Raw genomic sequence first — 17207 nt, forward strand, 5'->3', positions numbered from 1 at the left:
GATGGTGCTTCTCGAGGCGCGTCATATTGCGAAATCGTTCGGACATGTCGCGGCCTTGCGCGATGTGTCCCTGGAGGTTGCGGCAGGCGAGATCGTCGGCCTGCTGGGGGAGAATGGCGCCGGAAAATCGACGCTGATCAAGATCCTGACGGGTCTCGAGCGTCATGACGCCGGCGACATCCTGCTCGATGGGCGGAGCGTTGCTTTTTCCAGTCCGCGACAGGCGCAGGATGCCGGAATCGCCGCCGTGTATCAGGAAATCAACCTGATCCCGGAACGCAGCGTCGCCGACAATTTGTTTATCAATCGTGCACCGCGCGTGGCTGGGCTGTTCATCAATCGCAGGCAGATGATCAGCGACGCGCGCGCCCTGCTTTCCCGGTATGGTCTGGACGTGGATCCGGCCCGCACGCTTCGGACGCTGGGCCTCGGCACCCAGCAGCTCGTGTCCATCATCCGGACTGTTTCTCTCGGCGCGCGGGTCGTCATCCTGGACGAGCCGACCTCGGCATTGTCGGCCCACGAGGTCGAGCTTCTGTTCGGTATCGTCCGGACGCTGCGCGAGGAAAGAGTGGGCGTCATCTATGTCAGTCACCGTTTGTCGGAATGCTACGCGCTGTGTGACCGGATGACAGTCCTGCGTGATGGCGTGGTCGCATTGACCGAAGCGACGGCACGGCTGCCGCGCGCCAGGCTCATCGCCGCGATGCTTGGCCGGGAATTGGTCGAACGGTCCCGGTCCGCGCAGGTGGTTGCGAACGACGGGGCGGCAGCGGGTTCTTCCGACAATGTGCTGCACGTCGAGCACCTGAATTGGCGTCGCCAGGTCGTGGATGTCGGGCTGGATGTCCGCAAGGGCGAGGTCGTGGGCCTTGCCGGTCTGCTGGGCTCCGGGCGCACGGAAACCATGAAGGCGATCTATGGCGCTGTCACGCCGGACAGCGGTACCGTCACGATCATGCAGCACAGAAGGCACCGTGCCACGCCTGCGCGCAGTCTGCAGGATGGTCTGGCGTTTCTTTCGGAAGACCGGCGGTCGGAAGGGATATTTTCTCATCTCACGGTTGCCGAGAATCTCTCGGCATCCATGCTTCGGCGCATTGCGCGCTGGGGCATCATCTCGCGTCAGCGTCGCGATGCGCTGGTATCGGAGTATGTGTCCCGTCTGGGCGTCAAGACCGGTGGCAGTGATGCGCCGATTTCCTCGCTGTCCGGCGGCAACCAGCAGAAGGTCCTGATCGGGCGCGCATTGAGCACCGATCCGTCTGTCGTCATGCTCGACGATCCGACGCGCGGTATCGACGTCGGCGCCAAGGCGGAAATCCACCGGACCATCGCCGATCTTGCATCGCACGGAATGGGCGTTCTCGTCACATCGTCCGAACTGGAGGAACTGGTCGACACCACCGACAGGCTCGTCGTTCTGGACGAGGGGAGGGTGGTGGACACACTGGCGACCGCAGGGCATCACGCCGACGACGTTCTGGCGGTGATCGCCGGTATGCAGACCGCACCGTCCAGTGCGCCGGCCGCCGAGGCAGGTGCCCCATGAAGTCCTTCTCGAGCACCCTGTTCGCCTGGCCCGGCGGCCGCCAGATGCGCCGGATCTCCATCGGCACGACGCCACCGGGCGGCAAGCCGTCCCGCGTCCCGAATCTGCGTGACCTGAGCGTCTATCTGGCACTCGTCCTGCTGATCATCTTCGACCTTGTCCTCACGCCGGGATTTCGCAATCCGTTCGTCGTGCGCTCATTATTGTTCGAGGCGGCACCGGTCGTCCTGATCGCACTCGGGCAATCGCTTGCAATCGGTACGCGCGGCATCGACCTGTCCGTGGGCTCCATCATGGCGCTGTCCAGCGCGATAATCGGCATTTCTCTGGGGTTCGGACAGAATGTCGGGATCGCAGGAGCCATTTTCGGCGGGCTTGCCTGCGGACTCCTGAATGGCATCTTCATTGCGATCTTCCGCATTGCGCCCCTGATTTCCTCGCTTGCGCTGCTGGTTGCCGCACGCGGCCTGGCACAGGCGCTGCTGAGTGGTGCGCGTGTCGATCTTCCGATGGACGGCCCGCTTTCGGCCCTCGGACAGATCACGATCATGGGCGTGCCGGTGGTCGCGATCGTCGCCCTGGCAGTCGCCGCGGCATTCGCCTTTCTCGTGCGGCGGACGTTGCCCGGGCAGTACGCCATTTTCGTGGGTGCCAGCCGGGAAGCGTCCGTGCTGGCCGGACATCCCGTGCGCGCAACACTGATCTTCGTCTATGGCCTGTCGGGGCTGCTTGCGGGCATCGCAGGCGTGTTCGCCTCCGCGCGGCTCGGCGCGGCCGACGCCAACTATATCGGCGTGCAGTTCGAACTCGATGCGGTGGCGGCCGCGGTGATCGGTGGAACGCCGCTGTCCGGCGGCAGAATCGCGGTTGCGGGCACGGTCGCGGGCGTCCTGCTGCTGACCATCCTGGACGCGACGTTCATCATGAACAACGTCAACGCCAATTTCGCGCAGATCCTCAAAGCAGCTTTCATCGTCGGCGCCCTGTACATGCAGCGGGGGCGGGCATGAGCGCGACGCTGCCGGCATCGCCGCGTATGCCCCGCCCGCCGCCTGCCGCGCATCGCGGGGCAGAACGGCGACAGCGCCTGTTCGCGGTGATCCAGGCACGCGGTGCGACCGTGGTCCTGATCGTGGCCGCCCTCGTTGCAGGCCTCATCTTCCCTGCGTTCCTGAAGCCGGAGAACATCGAGGACCTGACGACCGCCGCCAGCTTTCTGGGGCTCGTGACGCTCGGGCAGACATTCGTGATCATCATGGGCGGCTTCGACCTGTCCGTTGGATCGATGATCGGCCTGGGCACGGTGCTTGCCGCCTATGCAGCGCCGTATGGGGTCTTGGCGGCGTTTGGCGCACCACTCGCGGCCGGAGCGCTGGTCGGGCTCGTGAACGGGCTGCTGATCGTCAAGGCAAGGATGGCGCCGTTCATCGTAACGCTGGCCGCCCTGCTCGCGCTCAAGGGGCTTGCGATCGTCCTCGCCGGCGAGAGCCTCATCATCGCGGATCCGGGGCTGTTCGGGCGCAGCGCGAACGGGGCGCTTTTCGGTGTGGGAAACCTGACGATCATTCTGCTGGCGGCTTACGCCGTCGCGGCCCTCGTATTGAACCGCACCGCCTACGGCAGCGCGGTGTTCGCGACGGGCGGCAACGAAGACGCGGCGCGGATGCTCGGTGTCGCGGTCGATCGGACGAAGCTCCTGACCTACATGCTGTCGGGCACGATGGCCGGGCTGAGCGGCGCGCTGCTGGCAGCCCACCTGTCCTCGGGCATTTCCTCCGCCGGGAACGGCTACGAACTGCAGTCGATCGCTGCGGCCGTCATCGGCGGCGTCCTGTTGACCGGGGGCGTGGGCACCCTGCTCGGGGCGCTGTCCGGCGTCCTGCTGCTCGGCATGATCGAAAACATCATCAACCAGATCGGCTCGCTGAGTGCCGCTTTTCAGGGGCTGGCCAGCGGCGTGTTCCTGCTCGTGGCCGTCCTGGTGCAGTCGGGTCTCACCCGGCAACGTTCGTCCTGACAGGAGATCCTTTCCCGTGTCGCATTCCCATGTTCGCCGACCCTTTGCACGCCTGCCCGACGGAAGCCTGGTCGAAAGTGTGACCCTGAGCAACGATTCCGGCCTCAGCGTCACGATCATCACGCTGGGCGCAACCCTGCAGTCCGTTCTCGTGCCGGGTCGGAACGGCGCGATCGAGGACGTCGTCCTCGGCCATGACGACATCGCACCCTATCTCTCGAGGCCGCACTATTTCGGCGCCACGATCGGGCGCGTCGCCAACAGGATTGCAGAGGGACGTTTCTGGCTCGACGGAACACCATATCGCGTGACGCCCAACAACGGGCCCAATGCGTTGCATGGCGGCCAGGATGGGTTCGATCGCCGGAACTGGAAAATCTCCGACAACAGCGACGATGCGGACAGGGAAGTTACGCTGACGCTTGAGAGTCCCGATGGTGATCAGGGTTTTCCCGGAACGCTGAACGTGTCGGCGACCTACCGTCTGGACCAGACCACCTTATCCATCCGGTACCGTGCGACGACGGACAAGCCGACGCTTGTGAATATCACCAATCATACCTACTGGAATCTCGGAGGTATCGCGGCGCCAGAACGGGCCTTGCAGCAAAACCTGCTGATCCCGGCCGATATCTATCTGCCCGTCGATCAGGTCGCGATCCCGACCGGCGAGTTCCGCGCGGTTGAGGGCACTGCTTTCGACTTCCGGACGCCATCGCCTATCGGTGCACGTCTGCGCAATGCGGAAGACGCACAGCTGCGGCTCCAGCAGGGATATGATCACAACTGGGCTGTCGATCATCGACGTGCCGAGAAGCCCCGCCTGCTGGCGAGACTGGAGGATACGGTATCGGGACGTGTGCTGGAGGTTCTGTCGACCGAGCCCGGTGTCCAGTTCTATTCAGGCAATTTCCTGGATGGGACGCTCGGGGGCAAGCGGGATCTTTTATACCGCCAGGGCGACGGCATTGCGCTGGAGCCGCAGATGTTCCCCGACGCACCCAATCAGCCCGAATTCGGCTCGATCCGTCTCGATCCTGCCGAAGTCTACGATCACCGGATGATCTTCCGCTTCTCGTAATCGGCAAACGCGAGGGGCGATTTTCGAAGGCCGCCGTGCCTGGAGGGATCGTTTGCGTCGAGCGCGGTAGTCCCGTTGAGCTGACCGGGCATCTGCATCAAGTGCCTCAGGTAACATCTGCCAGCAGACAGCAAAACATCGCTGTCCGTGCTACGATGAGGCTGCTGCCGCTCCAGGACATGGTTGTCATGTGTGTTCGGCTTGATCCAGTCGAGCGGAACCGGGTGTCATCATGGCGGAGCGGCAGATTACGGATCGTCAGGGGCGGCCGATAACCCGCACGGCAGCCGGCGAGCACGCTGCGCAAAGCGGCAAGCCGCACGACGATCCCGAACTCCCGAGTCCGTCGTCGGGCCGAGCCGGCCGCGCCTGTTTCGTGTTCTCGGCCCCGGATTCATCACGGGGGCATCCGACGACGATCCGAGCGGGATCGCGACCTATTCCCAGGTCGGGGCCCAGTTCGCCTATGGCCTGTCATGGACGCTCGTCGTCACCTACCCGTTGATGGTGGCGGTGCAGATGATCAGCGCACGGATCGGGCGCACGACGGGACACGGGCTGGCGGGCGTCCTACGGCTCTATTACCCGCACTGGCTGCTCAGCGGCATCGTGCTGATGCTGCTTGGCGCCAACATCATCAATCTCGGCGCGGATATCGGGGCGATGGCGGACGCGCTCTGCCTTCTGCTGCCTGCGCCGCGCACGCTCTATGTCCTTCTGTTTGCTGCGATATCGATCTCGATGCAGCTCTTCCTGCAATACACGCGCTATGTCGCAGCACTCAAATGGCTGGCGCTCGCGTTGCTGGCCTATTTCGGCACCCTGGCCTGTGTGCATGTGGACTGGGGCAATCTGGCGCGCCACCTGGTCTGGCCGGTGCACGAACTGACGCCCGCCTATCTCACGGCGCTCGTCGCCATTTTTGGAACAACCATCAGCCCCTACCTCTTTTTCTGGCAGGCGTCTGAAGAGGTGGAAGACATGCATGCCTATCCGCGCCGCGTCGATCTCGTGGATGAGCCATCGCAGGGGAAAGGGGCGCTCCGGCGTATCGCGATCGACACGCATGTCGGCATGGCATTCTCAAATCTGGTGGCACTTGCGATTCTCGTGACGACGGCCGCCACGTTGAACGTTCATGGCATAACGGACATCCAGACCTCCGCTCAGGCGGCGCAGGCGCTCAGGCCTGTCGCCGGCCGTTTTGCCTCATTGATCTTCACGCTCGGAATCGTCGGGACAGGTCTGCTTGCGGTGCCGGTCCTGGCCGGTTCCGCGGCCTACGCCGTCGGGGAAGCACGGCGCTGGCCGACCGGGCTGGAACGCCGGCCAAAGGAAGCGCAGGCGTTCTATGCAACGATCGTTATGGCGACACTGATCGGCATGATCATGAATTTCGCGCCCGTGGACCCGATCAAGGCATTGTTCTGGAGCGCGGTCCTGAACGGCATGACGGCCGTTCCGGTCATGATCGTGATGATGATGGTGGCCGCCCGTCACGATGTCATGGGAGACTTTGCCATCCATGGACCGCTGCGTTGGTTGGGCTGGACCGCCACCATACTGATGGGCGCCGTCGTGGGCGCAATGTGCACTGCCCTGGCGTAGGACCCGAAGACGCGTCGGGAACAGGGCCGTCCATCATACGATACGAAGGCGCACATAGTACGGGAGGAGCGTGGATCGTCCTCTGCCGCTCGCTCACGCAGCCTGCGCGATGCCATGCTCCGCCGAGGGTTCGCGAAGCGACGGACCAGATGTTGCGATGTGTTGGTTGTATGCCGGAAAGCAGGCGCTACCCCGGGAGAAAGAACTCAAATTCGCGCCGGGGACAACGCACCGGTGCGCAGGTCCACTCTCCCGTAACTCCTGCGTGAGGCTCTCGCCCCCCGATGCGTGGCATAACCGGAGAGGGCGCTGCGTGTTTCCAGTGACCTGACGGAATGACAAACGGGAGCGGTCGGGCCAATGCTGCCGCAGATATGCGGTCGTCCCGACCGATGACGCCGGACCGTCAACACCATCTCCCGCGGTTTTGCACCTCGGTATCACTCGGCCGTGTTGGGCCTCCATGCCAGATGACCTGTTGTGGGCTCAGATCAGGCGGGTTGTTGGCCACCCGCCGCACGTCGTTTGAAGGTGCAGGATCGAGCGCGCCGCCTGGCGGCCAGCTGCTGTCGTCCCCGAACAATGGAACCGGCGACCCACCGTGCCCACGATGCGGACAGGGTTGTCCTGCAGGCAGGATGGCAACGAAGGAAAGCCGTGTTCGCGTCGCGTTCTGCTTATGACCTCGACGTACTCGAACCAACCATGGAACACGCCCTGCAGCTGTTGCAGCGCCATGACCGCAATCGTATCGAGAGGATATCCAGCGGAATCAGGCATTTCCTGTGCATCGCCGATGGGCATGCTGGAGCCGGGAGATCCCTGTTCTGCCTTCTCCGCACGCTTGCCGCCGTCAGGCTGTGAATGCCGCTTGTTCTCGGCGAGGCTTCCGCCGACCGCGCTTTGGCGGGCATCCCCGCGCCCTTTCCTGAACGACACGTCATGGATGCACCATTGTGACAGGCGTGTTCGGGCGTTATGGATCACGGATGATTGCAGAGTTTTTCCGTCGGCCGCGGATCGGCTGGCCTTCCGCACCATGTCGTTCTCGCCCCGTTTGGGATCACACCACCCGCGAAGCACTCGGGCTCCCCGGATCCGACGACCCCGAAACGCCTGGGTTGTTGACGCGCAGCGGCCGGAATGTTCTGGCCGCCGTGCGTCTCGCGGGTGTCGTTGTCTGGGTGCCGCTGTCGGTCGGTTTCGAAGCACTGCTGCTTCCCGTGCCCGGGGTCTCCAAGATCCGCTGGACGCGCGTCGTGTGGGGCGGGTTGTGCCTCATCCTGTCGGTCCGCATTCGTGTGCTCGGGAAGCCCGTCGGGACCGTCGGCGGCGTGCATGGGCGCGCGCGAGGCGAACGACCGGTGATCTATGTCTCGAACCATTCTTCGTGGCTCGACATCCCGGTTCTGGGCACGAAAATTTATTCCGTGTTCGTTGCCAAGGGCGATATCGAGAAATGGCCCATCATGGGTCTCGTCTCCAAGATCGGCCGCACGATCTTCGTCAGCCGCAATCGCGCGACGACCGGCCACGAGCGCGATGAAATGATTACGCGACTGGCAACGGGAGACAATCTGATCCTGTTCCCGGAAGGCACGTCATCCGACGGATCGCGCGTGCTTCCATTCATGTCGACGTTCTTTGCCATCGCCAAGCTGCCGCGCCTTCCTAAAAACAGCGTGCCTGCCGAAGATATGCCGCGTTATCCGAAAGGCCTGACGCCGTTGATCCAGCCCGTCTCGGTCGTTTACGACCGGCTTGAGGGACTGCCTGTCAACCGCACGACCCGGCCTGTTTTCGCATGGTATGGCGACATGGATCTGGGGCCGCATGTCTGGCAATTGCTGAAACGGCGCACGATACGCGCGACCATCATGCTTCATCCGCCATTGGCGCCCGAAGATTTTCCAAGCCGCAAGGCGCTGGCGAACGCCGCGTGGAGGGCGGTCGCCGACGGTGCTGCGCGTCTACGCCAGAATGCTGAAACATGATGCTCCGGCGCGGGGGATTTCCATCACCGCCAGTCGGTAACTGACGCGACAGAGGGCTGGCAAATCTTCGTGCAGCCCACAGCATGAAGTTGAGACGTTATCGACGAAGTTCAAGATTGCTGAACCGCAGAAGCCGTTCGGCCGACCGCCGTTGAGCATGTGCTACGACAAGCAGCCGAAGTTGGTACCACCTTGGGCGGTGAAACCCATACCACCTGACAACGGCCAGTTTGCTTCAGGTAAGGTTAGATCTCTCCTGAAAACGCGTATCGCTCTGGTCCCAAATCCCAAGTCATGGTGACAACAAGCTGATGGCCTTTCCGTCGGTCGGATCAGCCATGAAGTCCTGTCCCGTCAGGACGAAGTAGGGCAGGCATATTGGGGCGGCTGGCGGTCCGCGCCGACCTTCTCAGGCATGCAGGATTTTCCGCGGAACCCAGCCCGATATGCGTGCCTTTCTCAGCATGACCCGACCACGTCGAGATTCGCCATGTCGGCATTGTAGGCCAAGTCATCCAGCTATTCTTCTGTCCATCCCGTTTCCACGCGAAGTGTGCCGACAGAACCGATGTTGGTGATATCGGCCGATGCTGTTCGCCGCATCGCGCTACGGTCGTCCTGTCCATAGTCGTAGGGCGGCTTGAGGACGCTGGAGAAATCGCCGCCAGCTCGTATCGCGATTAACTGTGGTGCCTTATTTTGCCTTGGACTTGTTTTTTTCGCCCGAGTGTCGGGATGGTTCAAACATCGCACGACATTTTGGAGAAAGCTTGTCGATTTTCTTTTTCATGCAGGCGGTAATTTTTGTCTCGTTGGGAATATACAAGGTGCAGAGACGGACTGCGTCGCCGCGACAAGCTGCCGTCTGTTCCGCGCGGGTAGCAGCATATGCCGAACCGTGCGCTGTCATTGCTGCCAGCAATACGATGCAGACTGACGTGCGACCTGAAGTCATTGCAATTCCAATCCCATAAATAAATCAGCGCAGCAGGTATCGAAGCACAGTATCCGGAGAACATCCAGACACCTGGTCCTGGCGTGCGCGAATGTCCTTCGCGTTCCTGTCGCGCCATCTACCTATTCTCCTGCTGAACTCCGCAAATTCCTACGGTGCAAGTCGTCGCATGGCCGGATGCAATTTTCCTGCTGCCGGCAGGATTCAAGGCGAGGCATGCGGGGTAGCGCAAGACATAGCTGAATTTCCGGTCCGGAGAGCTTGGGTACGTTCCATCTACTCGCCGGCCCGCTTTATGACGTGGGCGATGATCATATACGCCGGGCGGCAGCTTCGGAACGAAATTTGCTTTAGACGACAGCAGAAACCGGAATTTGTTGAGTTCCAGAGAAGAAGTCCCCCGCTCTCCAGAAACAGACCTGCCGTCCCTGTGATATCCGGGGATTTCAACCGTTGCCGGAATATGCACCTAGGTAAACGTCAGCGAACCGAGCTTCCGCACTTTCCATGTGCACACGCATTGCCTGTTCCGCCTGATCTGGATCGCCTGTCGCAAGTCCCGCTGCGATTACGGCATGTTCGTTCACAGCGGCATGAATCGGTAAGGCCGCAATCGCAATCGCAACAGGCGTAGCTGTAATGCCTCACGCTCAAGTATTTTATGAAGCAGATCTTTTCTGCTGAACCGTGAGGTGCTCCTTGCCGATGTCGGCATGCTTAAAGTGCTGCAGGAGTGGGTGCCAGCACGCTCTTCAACTCGCCCAATACCGTTATCGCTGCTGCCGAATGGTTTCGTGATTTCAGCGTCAGGATACCGTAGGAGCTGATGGCGATATCCACACCCGACGGTATGATCCGGACTTGCGAATATTTTGCCTGCTGATGCGCTACAGCCGCCGACAGGATTGTCAACGCATCGGTCTTTTCCAGATATGCCAGTGTCATGACCAGGGAGTCACTGCCAATGATATTCGCCGGCAGCGCGATATTCCGCTCGGCAAAGGCCTGCTCGAGCTTGCCGCGCGACTTGCCACCCTTGCGTTGCAGAATCCACGGATACAAGGCCATCTCTTCCAGACCTACCTTCCTTCCACTGCGCAAAAGCGGGTGGTCGAACCGCGCGGATATGACCATCGGTTCCTCGCCGATCGGGACATAATGGTATACGTTCCCGATATTGTCCTCAGGCGGTCGTCCAATCATGATATCGATGTTACCGTTCAGCAGATCTCTGAAGAGCGCAATGCTGGAGCCGGTGCTGATTTCCAACTCGATGCCCGGATTATCGCGTTGAATGTTCAGGACGGCCTGCGTGATCAGATCGACCACGGGGCCGTCGATCGCACCGATGGATACGCTGCCGACACCACCTTGCAATAAGGTGTTGAATTCGTCCCGGGTGCGGTCCAGCTCGTCCAGAAGATTCTTGGCGTGTCGCGTCAGTATTTCGCCATACGCAGTGAGCACCAGGCGACGCCCATCGCGCCTGAATAGCGGCGCCCCAATCACGTCTTCGAGATCGCCCAGCAGGCGCGAGGCCGCAGGTTGAGCCAGTCCAAGGCTGTCCGCGGCGTCCTGAAGCGTGCTTTGCTGTGACAGAGCCTTCAATAATTGCAGATGCCGAAACTTCAGCCGAATATCGACGAACCAGGACGGCGACAGAGAAGGGGCTTGTTTCATCGGCCCATCATAACACGGGTGGTATGAGGCATAACAGTTCGTGCATTAGACGCGTGTCGGCATCTGTGAATTACTTGCTCCAACACGACTGATATCCCTCGATCAACGTTGATATCGAAGACGAGGTGTCGGCGCAGAAGACAGGCGAGGATACGGGATGCAAGGAGAACGGCAGGCTGGCACCGTCGGGGTGATCGGTCTCGGAGCCATGGGTTTCGGCGTTGCGAAGTCGCTGCTGCGCGCGGGTTTCGATGTCTGTGCTTTCGATGTGCGGGCCGAAGCGCTCACGAAGTTCGAGGCGCTGGGCGGCAAGGCATGTGCGTCTCCGCAAGATCTTGCGTCACTATGCGACGTGCTGATCATTCAGGTCGTCAACGCGGAACAGACCGAACTGGTCCTGTTCGGGTCAGAAGGTGCGGTGACCGCGCTGAAACCCGGTTCGCTGGTCATTTCGTGCGCAACGGTCGCACCCGCATTCATCGAGGGCCTGGAAGAGAAGCTGCGTCAGCAGGAGATCTGGCTGCTGGACGCGCCGATGTCGGGTGGGGCCGCCAAGGCCGCCTCCGGCGACATGACATTGATGACATCGGGGCCGGCAGAAGCCTACGCTCGCGCCGAGAAGGTCTTGCCGGCAATAGCTGGGAAAATTTACCGCCTGGGCGAAAAGGTCGGCGTTGGCACGCGCGTCAAGATCGTCAATCAACATCTGGCCGGCATCCATATCGCCGCTGCTGCCGAAGCGATGGCGTTGGGAATCCGAGAGGGCGCAGACCCGGCGACGCTGTTCGATGTCATCACGCACAGCGCCGGCAATTCCTGGATGTTTGAAAACCGGATCCCGCATATTCTGGCCGGAGACTACACGCCGCTCTCCGCGGTCGACATATTTGTGAAGGATCTCGGGCTCGCACTCGATACCGCGAGAAGGACCAAATTTCCTCTGCCTCTGGCAGCGACAGCCCATCAGATGTTTCTCAATGCCTCGGCGGCCGGTTACGGGCGGGAGGATGACTCGGCCGTGATCAAGACCTTCCCTGGCATCACGCTGCCTGCATCGAGTGCAGGGACGCCCCATGAGTGACAATGGACCGCTCCTCGGCTGCATCGCGGACGATTTTACCGGTGCCACCGATATTGCCAGCACCCTGGTCAGTCAGGGGATGAAAACCATCCAGACAATCGGCATCCCCGATCCTGACGACCCGCTCATTGCGGAAGCCGATGCGATCGTCGTGGCGTTGAAGTCCAGAACGATCGCGGCCCATGAGGCCATCGAACAATCGCTGGGAGCTTTGAAATCCCTGCAGGATCTGGGATGTCGGCAGTTTGTTTTCAAATACTGCTCCACGTTCGATTCGACTGCCAGGGGGAATATCGGACCCGTTGCCGAAGCACTCGCAGCGGCCTTGGGACAGGCGGTGACGATTGCGGCGCCCTCGTTTCCCGCAACTGGTCGCACGGTTTACAGTGGGCACCTGTTTGTCGGACACGCGCTGCTCAACGAGAGTGGCATGCAGAATCATCCGCTGACGCCCATGACGGATGCCAATCTCGTTCGCGTGCTTCAGGCCCAGTCGAAAGGCAAGGTCGGGCTGCTCGATCTGGCAGATGTTCGGGCAGGGGAGGCGCGCATCAGGGCGCGTTTCGCCGAAGCCGCAACGGCGGGTATCAATCTGCTGATCGTGGACGCCATCTCCGACGCGGATTTGCGGACCATCGGCCGTGCCTGTCGAGATCAACTACTGGTGACAGGCGCTTCAGGTGTAGCGCGCGGCCTGCCCGACAATTTCCGGACGACTGTTACCTTGGCCGGGTCTGATGCCGCTTCATTGCCTCACGTCGACGGCAAAAGCGTCGTTCTGGCGGGAAGCGGGTCGCTGATGACGAACCGCCAGGTCGCCACATGGATTGACGCGTCGCGCCCGGCGTATCGTATCGACCCCATGAGGCTGGCGGCAAACGACGCCGTCATCGATGACGCCGTTGTGTTTTTTGAAGCTCATCCCGAAGAGCCAGTCCTGATCTACGCGACCAGCTCCGCCGAAGATCTGAAAATCGTGCAGGCGGCGCTTGGTGCGCAGGCTGCCGGAGAACTGGTCGAGCGGGCTCTGGGTGACATTGCAGGCCGTCTGTATGCGAGCGGCGTCAGACGTTTCGTTGTCGCAGGCGGTGAAACCTCCGGCGCGGTGGTTCAGGCGCTCGGCGTGAAGGGACTGCATATCGGTGCGCCGATCGCACCGGGCGTGCCCGCAACTGTTGCGACAGGTCAGGTGCCGCTGGCACTGGCCCTGAAATCGGGAAATTTCGGTGATGCCGACTTTTTCGACAAGGCTTTGATCGCACTCGCCGGAGGCGGACATGGATAAGGAAAGCGCCTGCCGCGCCGAAATTGTTTCTGTAGGACAGGACCTCTACGTGCGCGGACACACGGCGGGAAGTGCCGGGAATATCAGCGCCCGCCTGTCGGATGGTTGGCTGATCACACCAACTGACGTCTGCCTCGGTCGACTGACACCGGATGGGATCGCCAAGGTCGATCTCGACGGCAACTGGGTGTCCGGTCCGAAGCCTTCCAAGACCGTCGTTCTCCATCGGAAGATTTATGAGCAACGGCCCGACTGCAACGGAATAATCCATACGCACTCGACGCACCTTGTCGCGCTGACTCTCGGCGGCGCCTATTCGCATGAGGCGATTTTGCCGCCCATCACGCCTTATCAGGTGATGAAGATAGGGCGCGTGCCACTGATCGCCTACGAACGACCCGGTTCTCCCAAAGCCGCCGCACGCGTGGCCGAGCTGGCGACTTCGGTGCAAGGGGTCATGCTCGAACGCCTGGGCCCGGTCGTCTGGGGAGAGACCGTGACGAAAGCGAGCGATGCTCTGGCGGAGCTCGAGGAGACAGCCCGGCTCTGGCTGATGACGAATCCCCGCCCTGCACCGCTCGACGAGGAAGCGCTGTCGGATATCGCGGAAACTTTCGGCATCCGCTGGAACTGACCAAACCAATAACAAGAAGATCAATAATGAGCCCCGTGCTTCTGATGGCCAGCGCGGTATCGGGAATCGTCCTGATGCTTGTGCTGATCATACGGTTCAAACTTCAGCCAATTCTGACCTTGTTGATCGTCAGCATCGTCGTCGCGCTGCTCGCCGGGATGCCTGCGGCGAAGATCGTCCCTGCTATCGAAGCCGGGATGGGCAAGACGATGGGGCACATTGCCATCATCATTGCGCTTGGCGCCATGATCGGCAAGATCGTCGAGATTTCCGGCGGGGCCGAGATCCTTGCCCGCGACCTGATCGCGCGCTTCGGGGACAGGCGAATACCCTTGGCGCTGACGCTCGCCGGATTCCTGATCGGCGTTCCGGTCTTTTTTGAAGTCGGCGTCATCATGGTCATGCCATTGCTTTATGGCGTTTCCAATGTCACGAAGCGATCGCTGATGGTGTTTGCATTGCCGATGTGTGTCGCCATGCTGACCGTGCATTCCTTCTTGCCGCCACACCCGGGCCCGACGGCGGCCGCCGCACAGATCGGCGCGGATATGGGACGTATCCTGACATTCGGTGTGCCTGTCACATTGTTCGTCTGTCTGGCGGGTTACTTCATCTCGAAACGCATGACGCGACGAGACTTTACCTATTCCGCAAATATCCAGGCCCTCATCAGAGGATTGCAGGATGGTAAGGCCTCCGAAACGTCGGAGATATCTGGGCACGCCCTGCCCGACGCCCAGGCGCCGGCGTTCTGGCTCATCGTCGGGCTGATCCTGTTTCCGATTGCGCTGATCATGTGCGGTACGACTTTGTCCACGATCCTGCCGACAAGCTCGCCCTATCACGGGCTGACACAATTCCTCGGCTCGCCTGTCATCGCCCTTTTGAGCGACACATTGCTTGCGGGCTATTGCCTCGGCCTTCGGCGCGGTTGGAGCTTCGATCAGGTATCGAGCGTTATCGGATCCGCAGTGCCGGGCGTGGCCATGGTCATCCTGATTGCCGGATGCGGCGGCGTTTTTGGCAACATTCTGGTGGAGAGCGGCATCGGTCACGTTATTTCCGATACGCTGCGTGGAACCGGGCTACCGATCCTGGCTCTGGCCTTCATCCTGAGCCTGGTATTGAGAGCGGTCCAAGGGTCGACGACGGTCGCACTTGTTACGACGGCAGGCATTCTTGGACCATTGGTATCGGAGATGCATTTCGGGCGCAACAGGCTCGCGCTTCTCACACTGGCGATGGGCGGCGGCGGTCTTTCGGCATCGCACGTCAACGACGCCGGTTTCTGGATCTTTACCAAACTGACCGGGATCGAGGTGGCTGACAGTTTAAAGACCTGGACTGTACTGACGACTACTCTGGGTGTTCTGGGCTTTCTTGTGACATCTGTCTTGTGGCCATTCTTCTCGTAAACCGATCAGCGGAGTATTGCATCGTGCCTGCCTTTGCCGCGAACCTGACAATGAATTATCCGGAACTCGGGTTTATCGATCGCTTCGACGCCGCCGCCCGCGACGGCTTCAAGGGGGTCGAGTTCCTGTTTCCGTATGCCTTTCCAAAGGAAGACGTCGAAGCGCGTGTCTCCGGAAATGATCTGCATGTCGCTCTGTTCAACGCGCCGCCGGGTGACTGGGAAAGTGGAGAACGCGGCCTGGCTGCGCAACCCGGCCGGGAGGACGAATTCCGTCAGTCTATTGATACGGCTCTGGAATACAGCGCGGTTTTGAAAAACCGTCTTCTGCATGTCATGGCGGGTCTGCGGCTTCCCGAAACAGCGCTTCAGCACCAGATGGACATATATGTGCGCAACATCGAGTATGCTGCGGCGCAGGCACGGTCGGCCAATATCACTATCGTGCTCGAGGCGATCAACACACGTGACATGCCTAACTACTTCCTGAACTTCCAGGAGGATGCCAAGTCGGTCTGCGACCTGGTCAACGCCGACAATGTTCGCATCCAGTTCGATCTTTACCATGCCCAAATCATGCAGGGCGATCTGTCAATCAGGATCGAAACTCTTTTCGACTGGATTGCCCATATACAGGCTGCAAGCATCCCGCACCGGAACGAGCCCGATAGCGGAGAAGTCAATTTCCCGTATTTATTCGATCTGCTCGACAGGCTCGGTTATCGCGGGTGGATCGGGTGTGAATATCGGCCGCGCGCATCAACATCGGAAGGGCTCGGCTGGCTCAAGCCATGGCGGGGGCGCAGCGCTCTTCAGCTTGATGCCCATCCAGGTGATCAGGCAAATTAATGCGTTAGTCAGACGCGCCGGCAGCGCGTCGTTGTCCTGCAGCAGATACGGACGAGGAATCTCAGCTAAGAGAGTTCGGTAGCGCTCGAGGTTTCTTCCTCCTGTCGGAGAAGGCTTTTGGCAAGTTCCTCAACTTTTTGGGCATTCGCACCAGCGAGGCTTGCAAAGAAAGGGCCCATGAAGCCCGTATCGGCAATGCCAGCCAGGCGTACACCGTCATGAAGGACGGGAATTGGAGATATTTCCGCGCGCAGTGCTTCGAACGGCCCAAAAAGCACAGACAAACGTCGTGCCTCCTCCAGGTTGCCGCTCCGGATGGCTGCATGGAGTTGCGTGGACAGTCGTGGTGCGATTACTCCGGAGCCGGAGGTATAGTTCCTGAGGCCATATTCAGCGGTGGAAACGATGCTTTTCTCTCCGGCACCGTCGATGACACGGTCCGCGTTGCTTAACTCGTCCACAAGCCGTGCAAGGTAGGGATGCTTCCCATCGGCATTGGCCGATATCCCATATTCGATTGTACACAGCACGCCGTCCCTGATAAGGGAAACGGCGTCACTGACAGAAAGATATGACGGGTCCTTGAAAAAGACCATCAGAGGCTTTCCGAGTCTGTCCGTCAGGCGACGAAGCCCGCTTGCCACGCCGCTTCCGTTGACCGGCGCGAAGGGCAGAAGGATTGCCGTCGGAAAATTCCGGCTTCGCAGGACCTCCACCTGATCCCATGCCTTGCCGAAATCGGCGCCGATCGACGGTATGATCCACTCGTCCGGTTGGGCCATGTCCTCGATCAGATCGAGCAATGCTCCATAGCTGCTGAGCGGCTCGTTGAAGAGATTGGCGACACCACCATACATGAACGTCCTGATGCCGCCGTTTCGCAGCCACGCATTCAGACGCCGGTTTTCCTCTACATCGAACGATCCGTTTTCATGTCGCGCGACCGGCGGAAGTGCCATGATGGCAGCGTTGATATCCAGTGTGCTGATCTCGCCGGTTTTCATCGCGTCTTCGAGGCTCCATGCAGATCTGTTGCTGTCGGCATCCGGCCATTGAG

At 60.8% G+C, this 17207-nt stretch carries 15 protein-coding genes; 11 read left to right on the forward strand and 4 right to left on the reverse strand.

Annotation, left to right across the window (positions count from 1 at the left end):
- Position 1: 1 nt before the first annotated feature.
- The 5 genes from B8446_RS08785 to B8446_RS08805 all read left to right on the forward strand — a co-directional run bounded on the left by B8446_RS08785 (position 2) and on the right by B8446_RS08805 (position 6258).
- Positions 2-1552, forward strand: a complete 1551-nt coding sequence (locus B8446_RS08785) for a sugar ABC transporter ATP-binding protein (RefSeq protein WP_048848989.1) — start codon at positions 2-4, stop codon at positions 1550-1552.
- A complete protein-coding gene (locus B8446_RS08790) occupies positions 1549-2562 on the forward strand; it encodes an ABC transporter permease (protein ID WP_241767713.1) in 1014 nt (337 codons plus the stop codon). Before B8446_RS08785 ends, B8446_RS08790 begins: the two co-directional genes overlap by 4 nt.
- A complete protein-coding gene (locus B8446_RS08795) occupies positions 2559-3569 on the forward strand; it encodes an ABC transporter permease (RefSeq protein WP_084712207.1) in 1011 nt (336 codons plus the stop codon). The genes B8446_RS08790 and B8446_RS08795 overlap by 4 nt, the downstream gene beginning before the upstream one ends.
- Positions 3570-3585: 16 nt before the next feature.
- Entirely contained in the window at positions 3586-4650 is a 1065-nt protein-coding gene (locus B8446_RS08800; protein WP_048848990.1) for an aldose epimerase family protein, read from the forward strand.
- A 192-nt stretch (positions 4651-4842) separates the two neighbouring features.
- Positions 4843-6258 carry an NRAMP family divalent metal transporter gene (locus tag B8446_RS08805; RefSeq protein ID WP_241767714.1) on the forward strand — a complete coding sequence of 472 codons (1416 nt, stop codon included), beginning with the start codon at positions 4843-4845 and terminating at the stop codon, positions 6256-6258.
- A 486-nt stretch (positions 6259-6744) separates the two neighbouring features.
- Here B8446_RS08805 and B8446_RS08810 read toward each other — a convergent pair whose 3' ends face one another.
- Entirely contained in the window at positions 6745-7299 is a 555-nt protein-coding gene (locus B8446_RS08810; protein ID WP_048848991.1) for a hypothetical protein, read from the reverse strand.
- An 80-nt stretch (positions 7300-7379) separates the two neighbouring features.
- Between B8446_RS08810 and B8446_RS08815 the strand changes: the two genes are divergently transcribed.
- On the forward strand, positions 7380-8252 hold the full coding sequence (locus B8446_RS08815) for a lysophospholipid acyltransferase family protein (protein ID WP_048848992.1): 873 nt from the start codon (positions 7380-7382) through the stop codon (positions 8250-8252).
- A gap of 694 nt (positions 8253-8946) precedes the next feature.
- Here B8446_RS08815 and B8446_RS16595 read toward each other — a convergent pair.
- Together B8446_RS16595 and B8446_RS08825 are read right to left on the reverse strand one after the other, a co-directional pair.
- Entirely contained in the window at positions 8947-9162 is a 216-nt protein-coding gene (locus tag B8446_RS16595) for a hypothetical protein (protein ID WP_241767718.1), read from the reverse strand.
- A gap of 762 nt (positions 9163-9924) precedes the next feature.
- Positions 9925-10887 carry a LysR family transcriptional regulator gene (locus tag B8446_RS08825; RefSeq protein WP_048848993.1) on the reverse strand — a complete coding sequence of 321 codons (963 nt, stop codon included), beginning with the start codon at positions 10885-10887 and terminating at the stop codon, positions 9925-9927.
- Positions 10888-11044: 157 nt separating this feature from the next.
- On the opposite strand from B8446_RS08825, the gene ltnD reads away from it, so the two are divergent.
- The 5 genes from ltnD to otnI are packed head-to-tail and all read left to right on the forward strand — an operon-like array spanning position 11045 to position 16150.
- Positions 11045-11968 carry an L-threonate dehydrogenase gene (gene ltnD, locus B8446_RS08830; protein ID WP_048848994.1) on the forward strand — a complete coding sequence of 308 codons (924 nt, stop codon included), beginning with the start codon at positions 11045-11047 and terminating at the stop codon, positions 11966-11968.
- Positions 11961-13253, forward strand: a complete 1293-nt coding sequence (gene otnK, locus B8446_RS08835) for a 3-oxo-tetronate kinase (RefSeq protein ID WP_048848995.1) — start codon at positions 11961-11963, stop codon at positions 13251-13253. The genes ltnD and otnK overlap by 8 nt, the downstream gene beginning before the upstream one ends.
- Positions 13246-13887 (forward strand): 3-oxo-tetronate 4-phosphate decarboxylase, encoded by a 642-nt coding sequence (gene otnC / locus B8446_RS08840; RefSeq protein WP_048848996.1) that lies wholly within the window; start codon positions 13246-13248, stop codon positions 13885-13887. The genes otnK and otnC overlap by 8 nt, the downstream gene beginning before the upstream one ends.
- A gap of 26 nt (positions 13888-13913) precedes the next feature.
- Positions 13914-15302, forward strand: coding sequence for a GntT/GntP/DsdX family permease (locus B8446_RS08845; protein ID WP_048848997.1), 1389 nt, complete (start codon positions 13914-13916; stop codon positions 15300-15302).
- 23 nt (positions 15303-15325) lie between these two features.
- Entirely contained in the window at positions 15326-16150 is an 825-nt protein-coding gene (otnI, locus tag B8446_RS08850; RefSeq protein ID WP_048848998.1) for a 2-oxo-tetronate isomerase, read from the forward strand.
- 65 nt (positions 16151-16215) lie between these two features.
- On the opposite strand, the gene B8446_RS08855 is transcribed toward otnI, so the two are convergent.
- Positions 16216-17154: a beta/alpha barrel domain-containing protein gene (locus tag B8446_RS08855; RefSeq protein ID WP_048848999.1), complete on the reverse strand. Its 939-nt coding sequence runs from the start codon at positions 17152-17154 to the stop codon at positions 16216-16218.
- Positions 17155-17207: the final 53 nt, after the last annotated feature.

It is taken from the genome of Tanticharoenia sakaeratensis NBRC 103193, assembly GCF_000963885.1.
GTDB lineage: Bacteria > Pseudomonadota > Alphaproteobacteria > Acetobacterales > Acetobacteraceae > Tanticharoenia > Tanticharoenia sakaeratensis.